This window comes from Massilia sp. CFBP9026, assembly GCF_034045165.1.
GTDB lineage: Bacteria > Pseudomonadota > Gammaproteobacteria > Burkholderiales > Burkholderiaceae_D > Telluria > Telluria arenae.
The window spans coordinates 639854-649427 of the sequence record NZ_JAXCWH010000001.1 but is presented as its reverse complement, the minus strand read 5'-3'; the positions used below and the strand labels follow the sequence as shown (position 1 = coordinate 649427).

The following is a 9574-nucleotide window of genomic DNA, read 5'->3' as shown; positions in this document are numbered from 1 at the left end:
CCCGCCCGGCAGTATAAGAGTGCTCTGCCGCCCGCGACGACGCCCATCCGATCAACATGCTGAGCAATCCTTTCCGGGGCGGTCTGCCCCGGAACACATCGCCCATAATCGCAATCTGTCCATCCCGCACGGAGTCCAACCCAGCATGCATCGTCTCCTGTCTTCGATCATCGCCTACGCGGCCAGCGCCCTGATCGCCGTGCAGGCGCAAGGCCTCGCCCCCGCGCCCGCCCTTGAGGGATTCACCGCGGACCCGTCGATCAGGGTATTCGGAGACACCTATTATCTTTACCCGACTTCCGACAAGCCGAACTGGATGACCACCGACTTCTCGGTCTGGTCTTCGAAGGATCTCGTCAAGTGGAAGAAAGAGCGGATGGTGCTGGACGTCGCCAACGATCTGAAATGGGCCAATATCAAGGCCTGGGCGCCGGACGCCATCGAGCGTAACGGCACCTATTACTTCTACTTCAGCGCCGATCACAAGATCGGCGTGGCCACCGCCAAGTCGCCTACCGGCCCCTTCGTCGACGCCCTCGGCGCGCCGCTGCTGGTCCTCACCGCCCAGATGACGACGAATACGATCGACCCCTACCCCTTCATCGACGACGACGGCCAGGCCTATCTGTACTGGGGCAACGGCGATGAAGCCAACGCCTACAAGCTCAAGCCTGACATGGTCACCGTCGAGGGCGAGGTGCATCGCATCCCGATGAAGGATTTCCGCGAAGGCGTGGTGGTCTTCAAGCGCCAGGGCAAGTACTACTTCATGTGGTCGATCGACGATGCGCGCAGCCCGAATTACCGGGTCGGCTGGGGCACGGCGGATTCGCCATTGGGGCCGGTGAAGGCGGCCACGAACAACTTCATCGTCCTGCAAAAGAACGGCCAGGCGGTCGGCACCGCCCACCACAGCGTGGTCCAGGTCCCCGGCACCGATCGCTGGTACGTGGCCTACCACCGCCACGCCATCCCGGAAGGCAACGGCTACCAGCGCCAGACGGTGCTGGCGAAGATGAACTTCGACATCGACGGCAACATCCTGCCGATGGACCCCATGCAGAGCGCCTTCCAGCCCGGCGACGTCGGCGAGCCGATCGTCGACGGCAAGGGCTTGAACGCCGCCGCACCGGCAGACCGCCCCAACTACCTGCTGGCCCACTTTACCAGCGAGACCACCGACGGCGAGCAGATCTACTTCGCCACCAGCCAGGACGGCTACCTTTGGACCGACCTGAATGGCTCGAAGCCGGTCCTGCGCAGCACGATCGGCGTACAAGGCGTGCGCGATCCGGCGATCGTGCGCTCGCCACGGGGCGATAAATTCTGGATCCTCGCCACCGACTTGCGCATCGCCAGTGGCAAGGGCTGGCAAGCCGCCATGCACAAGGGCAGCACGAAACTGGTGATCTGGGAGTCTAACAACCTGGTCGACTGGTCGGCGCCGCGCCTCGTGGACGTGGCCGGCGCCATTCCAGACGCCGGCAGCGCCTGGGCGCCCGAAGCCATCTACGACGAGCGCAGCGGCGACTACCTGGTCTACTGGGCCACCATCTCGCCGGCCGACGGCGTCACCAAGCCGCGCATCTATTACTCACGCACGCGCGACTTCGTCAGCTTCACGCCGGCCACGCTGTACATCGACCGTCCCGGCACGCATGGCCTGATCGACACCCAGATCGTCAAGGTCGACGATCCGCGCTCACACTACCGCTACGTGCGCGCCTCGGGCGACGGCCAGCTGACGCTGGAAGGCGCCAATGAACTCCTGGGCCAGTGGGATGTCCTGGGCGACCTGCGCCCACTCGGCCTGACCGGCAAGGATGTCGAAGGTCCGATCCTGTTCAGGATCGCACAGACCGGCGAATGGGCCATGTGGGTCGACCAGTATGCGCGCAAGGCCGGCTACCTGGCATTGACCAGCGACGACCTGTCCCGGCCGGAGCGCTTCCGACGCGCGGACCCGGCCAGGATCGATTACGGCCAAAACAAGAAACGCCACGGCGCCATCCTGAACATCAGCACCGACGAATACCGGCGCATCCAGGCCCGGTGGCAGAGGGCCGCACCAACGAAGGCGAGCCTGCCATGAAGCGATACCTGCTGCCTGCCCTGCTGTTCTGCCTTGCCGCCGGCGCACACGCCGATAACCCTATCGCCACCGACATCTTTACTGCCGACCCGGCCGTCGTGGTCGACGGCAAGCGCCTCTATCTGTACACCGGCCGCGACGAAGCCAAGCCGGGCGAGACCACCTACAAGATGAATGAATGGCGCGTGTTCTCGACCTGCGATATGCGCAACTGGACCGACCACGGCGTGGCCGCCACGGTCAAGACCTTCGCCTGGGCCAAGGCCGATGCCTTCGCCGCCGACGTGGTCAGGCACAAGGGGAAATACTATCTGTATGCGCCGGTCAAGCACGCCACGATCCCCGGCTTCGCCATCGGCGTCGGCGTGTCCGACACGCCGACCGGGCCATTCAGGGATGCGCGCGGCTCGGCGCTGGTGACCAACGACATGACGCGCGAGACGCCGAACGGCTGGGACGACATCGACCCGGCCGTGTTCGTGGACGACGACGGCCAGGCCTATATGTACTTCGGGAACAAGGTGCTCAAATACGTCAAGCTCAAGCCGAACATGATCGAGCTCGATGGGCCGATCCAGACGGTGGGCCTGTTCAATTTCGAGGAGGCGCCCTGGCTGCACAAGCGCGACGGCGTGTATTACCTGAGCTATGCGAGCGGCCTGCCCGAAGTGATCGCCTATGCGACGGGGCCCAGCCCGACCGGCCCCTGGACCTATCGCGGCGTGATCATGGACAAGAACAAGGTGACGCACACGATCCACCAGGCCTTCGCCGACTTCAACGGCAAATCCTACATCTTCTATCACAACGAGATGCTGTCGGGCGCCGACTACCGCCGCTCGGTCGCGGTCGAGGAATTCAGCTACGGGAAGGACGGCGCGATTCCCCACGTCGCCCAGACCCGCACCGGCCCGGCAGCCAATCCGGCGCCGGGCTGTGGCGGCTAGCGATTCAGACCCTGATGACGTCAAGTCAAGGCAAAGGTCTTTTTGAGCTACCTTAAGAACGTCGTTGCCACGAAGGTGGGAACCTAAGTTGCTAGCGTTTCGACGACGTTAGCAGCACTTGGGTTCCCGCCTGCGCGGGAACGACGTTTTCAGGCGAACGATGGAAGAGTTGGCGCCCAACTCACTGGCACAAGATCAAACCCCGACCATCGAAACGGCCTTGGTGTTGAGGTAGGACTCCAGCGCCTCCGGACCGCCTTCGGAACCGTAGCCCGAATCCTTGATGCCGCCGAACGGCATCTCGGCACTCGGCGTGGCAGGCTGGTTGATCCACAACATGCCGACTTCGACGCGGTTCATCAGGAGCTGGGCGTTCTTGATCGAGCTGGTGAACGCATAGCCGGCCAGGCCGAACGGCAGGCGGTTGGCTTCCGCGATTGCGTCTTCGAGGCTGTCGAACCCGCGGATCGCCGCCACCGGGCCGAACGGCTCGTCGTTGAACACGCTCGCCGCCAAAGGCACGTCGGCCAGGATGGTCGGCGCGAAGAAGTTGCCGGCGTCGCCCACGCGTTCGCCACCGGTGGCGATCACCGCGCCCTTGGCGCGCGCGTCGTCCACCAGCTGCGACATCGCCGTCAGGCGACGTGGATTGGCCAGCGGCCCCAGGGTGGTGCCTTCGTGCAGGCCGTCACCGATTTTGAGGCTTTCGGCGTGCTTGACCAGCGCGCGGGTGAACTCGTCCTTGACCGCGTTGTGCACCAGGAAGCGGGTCGGCGAGATGCACACCTGGCCCGCGTTGCGGAACTTGGCGCCGCCGGCGGCCCTGACGGCCAGCGCGACGTCGGCGTCGGCCGCGACGATCACCGGCGCATGGCCGCCCAGCTCCATCGTCACGCGCTTCATGTGGGCGCCGGCCAGGGCGGCCAGCTGCTTGCCGACCGGGGTCGAGCCGGTGAAGGTGACCTTGCGGATGACCGGGTGCGGGATCAGGTAGCCCGAGATCTCGGCCGGGTCGCCGAACACCAGGCCCACCACGCCCGGCGGTACGCCGGCGTCGACGAAGCACTGGAACAGCGCGGCCGGCGACGCCGGGGTTTCTTCAGGCGCCTTGCACAGGAAGGAGCAGCCTGTGGCCAGCGCCGCGGCCAGCTTGCGCACGACCTGGTTGATCGGGAAGTTCCACGGCGTGAAGGCGGCGACCGGGCCGACCGGCTCCTTCAGCACCAGCTGTTGGGCGGCTGGGTTGCGCGACGGGACGATGCGGCCATACACGCGCATGCCTTCGGCGGCGAACCAGTCGATGATCTCGGCGCCGGCCATGGCTTCCATCTTCGCCTCGGCCAGCGGTTTGCCCTGTTCCTGGGTCAGGAGGCGCGCGATGTCGCCGGCGCGCTCGCGCAGCAGGTTGGCGGCGCGGCGCATGGTGGCGGCGCGCTCGGCGGCGGGAACGACGCGCCAGGCCTCGAAACCTTTCTGGGCGGCGGCCAGTGCGCGGTCCAGGTCGGCGATGGCGGCATGGGCCACGCTGCCGATCGGCTGTCCGGTGGCCGGATTGACCACGGCAATGGTCTTGCCGCCGGTGGCGTCGACCCATTCGTTGGCGATCAGGAGGCGGATGTCGGGATAGCTGGAAGTGGTCATGAGCATCAAGGTCCAGATTGGTAAGGCGTTCATGATAGTCGTTTTCGCGCAGCTTGGCCGGGCGCGCCGGGAAAGTGGCGCTGCGCGGCCGGGAAAGCGCCTACCGCTCGGTCTCGGAAGCGATCACGCCCCGCGGCCCGGGAACGGGGATGGGTACGGTATCCCAGCTGGTGCCGCATGCGATCGCGCATCGCCTGCTGATGCTGCCGATCGTCTGACCGGGATACCTTACCGGCCGGCGCAGCTCAAGGCCCATGCGGCGCGAGTTGCGCAACGGCGTCGGTCAAGCGCTCCAGCGAAATCGGCATTCCCAGGTAGCGCGCGAAACCGGCCGAGCGCAGCGCCGCGAGTTCGCCGTCGCGCAACTGACCGCCCATTGCGATGGCCGACACCTGGGCGTAGCCCGGCTGCTGGCGCAACAGGCTCAGTAGTTCCAGGCCGCTCATGTCTGGCAGGATTACATCCGACAACACCAGATCGAACGGGGTTGCGGCTTCGCGTGCGACCTGCAGAGCTTCCCTGGCGGTGCTCGCGCTGCCGACGACGGCTTGTTCGTGCACCAGCAGGTTCGACAGTGTCCGTATTGTGCGACCATTTCCATGAATCAAAAGAATATGCCTGCCGCGCAGCACCAAAGACCGGTCCGGGCCGGCTGCCGATGCCGGCGCTCCCGCGCGCATGCGGGGCAGATAGACCCGGAAACGCGCGCCCGGCACGCCCTCGGCGGATTCGACCTCCATCCATCCGCCATGGCTGGTCGCCAGATCCTTCACCAGCGTCAGGCTTAGCGCGGCGACATCCGCGGCGCCGGTTTGCTGCAGGGCGCCGCTGCGGGCCGGCTCGAACACGTCGCGCACCTGGGCCGGCGCGAAGCCGCCGCCCGCATCCTGCACTTCGACGCAGGCCAGCATGCCCTCGGTCGACAGCCGCAGCGCGACCGTGTCGCCGGGTGCGGAACGCGTAATCGCACTACGCAACAGGTTCCAGCCCAGTTGCCGGATGCGGACTGCGTCGCCGTCGACCATGACGTCGGCCGGCAACTCGACGTGCATCGTCACCTCGTGCTGCGCCGCGCTCGGCTGCATGATGTCAACAGCTTGTTGCAGCGCCTCGCGCATGTCCACGCTGCCACGCTCGATGCCCAACCTGCCGGTGCGCAGGCGTGTGAGGTCGTTCGCGTCGTCGATCATGCGGGCCTGGGTCTGGATCGCATCCCTGATGGTGGCCGCGAAGCGCGCGAACGTATCGGCGTTGCCCGCCCCCGATTGTCGCAGCAGGGATTCGCCGGTCAGCTGGATCAGGTTCAATGGCTCTTTCAACTCATGCGACAGCACGAGCAGGAAATGATCGCGCGCACGCGCGGCCTGTTCCGCGCGCATCCGTTCGTGCTGCTCCCATTCCAGCTGGGCAGCCTGCTGCTCGAGCATGCGCTTCGAGCCGGTCAGGTCGCGCGCGATCTTGACGAATCCACGCGCCCGTTCGTCCTGCAAAGGCGTGGTAATGTCGTTGCAAAAGACTTCGGTGCCATCCTTGCGCAACAGCCAGCGCTCGCGCTCCATGCGTCCGTCGTCGAGCGCGCGCCGCAGCTCGGTTTCGGCCTGGCCGCGGTTACGCTCTTCGGGCGGCAGCAGTGTATCGATGGAGCGGCCCAGCATCTCGAACTCGGCATAACCGAAGACGCGCTCGGCGCCGCGGTTCCAGCTGGTGACCAGCCCCTGCTGGTCGAGCGTGGCGATCGCGTAGTCCTGCGTGCTGGCGGCGATGAGGCGCATGCGCTGCTCGCTGGCGAGCAGCTGCTCCTCGGCCGCCTTGCGCTGGCTGATGTTCACGAAGGTCGCCACCACGCCGTCGATCTTGTCGGCCGAGGTACGATACGGCAGCAGCCGCGCGAAATACCAGCCGCCGTCGCTGCTGCGCACTTCGCGTTCCGTCGATCGCAGGTGCTCGACCGCATCCTCGATATCGGTCAACAAGTTCGGATAGGCCAGGCGGTGCGTGATGTCGGCCAGCGGGCGTCCGATATCGCTGTCAATCAGGTTGAACAACTTGTCGGTCGGCTTGCTGTAGCGCTTGATGCGCAGCTGGCGGTCGACGAAGATCGTCGAAATCTCGGTCGCGGCCAGGAAGTTCTGCAGGTCGTCGTTCGACTTCGTCGTCTCGTCGATCTTTCCCTTCAATTCGAGGTTCACCGTCAACAATTCTTCGTTGACCGATTGCAGCTCTTCCTTGCTGGTTTCCAGTTCTTCCATCGCCGAACGCAGCTCTTCGTTGACCGCCTGGAGTTCTTCGTTCGATGCCTTGAGGTCGCCCATGGTCGCTTCATACTGGTCGATCAATCCGCGCAGCTGTTCCTTCGTGTTGTGCAACTCGTCTTCCAGGTGGCGCGCGATCGAGAGTTCAGCGGCATTCACCCGCACCGGGGGCGCGTCCACCTTGATCTCCCTCGCCTCGAACAAGAGCATGCTCATGCCGGTGCCGCCGTTCTGCCGCCGGTCAGGCCGCACCGTGAGACGCAGGCCGATCGTCTGGCCGTCCAGACTCACCGGAATTTCCCCTGTTTCGACGACCTGTCCGGTCTTGTTGGCCTGGAACAGCGCGGCGCGCAGCTCGAGCTGCACGTCGGGATGCACGAGATCGAGCACCTGCTGCGTCGACTCGCCGGCCGGGGGCCGCATGAATCGGACGGCGGAGCTGCTCGCGTACATGACGTCGTTGTGCTCGTTGACCATGATGCTGGGCGGCGCGATATCTTGGATCAGCTCCAGATAGATCCGCTGGATCGGCCGCTCCTTGCGTTCGGCGACAGGCACCGCCGGCACGAAGGCCGCCGGAGCAATCGCGCCTGGCGTGGCCATGGGAGCGATGTACTGGTTGACGCGGCTCTTGACCGGCCGGTAGATGCGATTGCGCTTGTCGACCGCGGTGAACAGATGCGGGACCGAGTCGGCCGACTCGGCATTTCCGAGAAACAGGAAGCCATTCGGCTGCAGCGCATAGTGCATCATCTCGAACACCTTGCGCTGGACATCGCGGTCGAGGTAGATCAGCAGATTACGGCAGGTCAGCAGGTGCACCCGCGAAAAGGGTGGATCGCGCAGCACATTGTGGATCGCGAACAGCACGGAGTCGCGCAGCTCGCGTTTGATGCAGTAGTGCTCGTCACGCCCGTCGAAATAGCGGCGCAGGCGGGCCGGCGGCAAGTCGGTAACGATCGACTTGGGGTACGTTCCCGCGCGCGCGACCGCGAGCGCACGCGCATCGATGTCCGATCCGAACACCTGCAGCGAGCGCGCCTGGCCGGCAGGCTCCAGCGCATTCTGGTCGGCCAGCAGCATCGCCACCGAATAGGCCTCCTCGCCGGTCGCACAGCCCAGCGCCCAGCTGCGAATCTGCTCGTCGGCCGGGGTGGTCTGGAAAATCCGGGGAATGACCTCGCGCTCAAGGGCCTCGAATGCCTCGCGGTCGCGGAAGAAGTTGGTGACACTGATGAGCAGGTCCTGCAGCAGCGCGAACACTTCGCCGGGATCGGTCTCGACCAGGTTACGGTAATTGCGCACGTCGGGCAGCATCGAGACCTGCAAGCGGCGTTCGATCCGGCGCAGGATCGTGGCGCGCTTATACTGCCGGAAATCATGTCCGGTGCGCTGGTGAATGATGGTCAGGATGTCGCGCAAGGCCTGCTCATGATCGTCGTCGGCCACGCTTCTGCCACGACCGATGGCCAGGCTGAGCTCACCGGCCCTGGGCAGCACGATCATGCGCGAGTTGCGCGCGATTTCGATCAGCTTCTGAGGCATCTCGACCACCGGCAGCACGAAGTCGACCGTCCCGGTCGCGATCGCGCTCTGTGGCATGCCCGTGTGCTCGGCGTCATCCGGCACCTGGGCCATGGTCACCCCGCCCATCTCCTTGATGCGCGCGATGCCCACCGCGCCATCGGAACCCGCCCCCGACAGGATGACGCCGACAGAGCGCTCCCGATGCACCTCCGCCAGGGCGCGGAAGAACTTATCGATGGCGGTGCGCACGCCCCTGGTACGCGCCGCCGGGACGATATGCAGCGCGCCGTCATTCATGACCAGGTCCTGGTTGGGCGGAATGACGTAGACATGGTCCGCCTCGATGGCGACGGTGCCGGAGACTTGACTCACCGGCATCCTGGTCCTCAGTTGCAGGATCGCCGCCATGGCGCTTTCATGGTCCGGCGCCAGGTGCAGCACAATGACGAAGGCCATGCCTGTGCTGCTTGGAAGTTCCGTCAGGAATCGTTGTAACGCAACGATGCCGCCGGCCGAGGCACCGATGCCCACCACCGGAAAGTCCAGCGTGCTGGGCACGATGCCCGGATCGGATGGAAAATGGTCCAGCACATGCTGTTCGTTGTCGCTCATGAGTCAGGGTCGTGTCGTCCGTCTTGTGGCAGCCTGTTGCGCCGATGGCGCGACCAAGGCAATTTTTAACAGGATATATCGTTTTGCCGACCGCGAATAGGAACATCGGGCGCGAACCGGGCGCGCCTCGCATGCCGCAGGGCTGGCAGCACGCGCGCAGCCCGTGCGGCTGCCTCGGCCTGGCGAACAGTACTCCGCGCGGGGAAATGACGGGCTTTGCCTGATCGACAGCCGCCATTCGTGACGTCGGACACGCCCGCGGGCGGGCCGCACGCGCGCTCAGGGACCTAATCGACAAGCCACGGCAAATCGGCAAGCGCCAGGCCGGTGAGGACAGTTGACTCGTCGGACAGCATGCGTCCCGACTGCGGATAAGCAGGCTCCAGGCGTGCACTCGAGGGCACGGGCGGCACCGTAGCGGCCAGCCAGGAACTCGGCCTGTCGCTTGATCGCCCAGCCCTGCAGACCAGGCGGCTGGGGAAGCCCGAATCGCGCGAACGACG

The 9574-nt window shown here is 65.4% G+C and carries 4 protein-coding genes; 2 read left to right on the top strand and 2 right to left on the bottom strand.

Annotated elements, in window-relative coordinates:
- Nucleotides 1–145 precede the first annotated feature (145 nt).
- On the top strand, nt 146–2092 hold the full coding sequence (locus SOM28_RS02720) for a family 43 glycosylhydrolase (RefSeq protein ID WP_320467092.1): 1947 nt from the start codon (nt 146–148) through the stop codon (nt 2090–2092).
- On the top strand, nt 2089–3039 hold the full coding sequence (locus SOM28_RS02715) for a glycoside hydrolase family 43 protein (protein ID WP_320467091.1): 951 nt from the start codon (nt 2089–2091) through the stop codon (nt 3037–3039). Before SOM28_RS02720 ends, SOM28_RS02715 begins: the two co-directional genes overlap by 4 nt.
- 195 nt (nt 3040–3234) lie before the next feature.
- Here SOM28_RS02715 and SOM28_RS02710 read toward each other — a convergent pair whose 3' ends face one another.
- Complete coding sequence (locus tag SOM28_RS02710) at nt 3235–4680, bottom strand: NAD-dependent succinate-semialdehyde dehydrogenase (protein WP_320467316.1); 1446 nt, start codon at nt 4678–4680, stop codon at nt 3235–3237.
- A 245-nt stretch (nt 4681–4925) separates the two neighbouring features.
- Nucleotides 4926–9071, bottom strand: a complete 4146-nt coding sequence (locus SOM28_RS02705; protein WP_320467090.1) for a chemotaxis protein CheB — start codon at nt 9069–9071, stop codon at nt 4926–4928.
- Nucleotides 9072–9574: the final 503 nt, after the last annotated feature.

What these genes read in the sequence shown, in the direction of transcription:
- SOM28_RS02715 (WP_320467091.1), top strand. Translation starts at nt 2,089, where the DNA reads ATGAAGCGATACCTGCTGCCTGCCCTGCTGTTCTGCCTTGCCGCCGGC.
- SOM28_RS02705 (WP_320467090.1), bottom strand. Translation starts at nt 9,071, where the DNA reads ATGAGCGACAACGAACAGCATGTGCTGGACCATTTTCCATCCGATCCG.
- SOM28_RS02720 (WP_320467092.1), top strand. Translation starts at nt 146, where the DNA reads ATGCATCGTCTCCTGTCTTCGATCATCGCCTACGCGGCCAGCGCCCTG.
- SOM28_RS02710 (WP_320467316.1), bottom strand. Translation starts at nt 4,680, where the DNA reads ATGACCACTTCCAGCTATCCCGACATCCGCCTCCTGATCGCCAACGAA.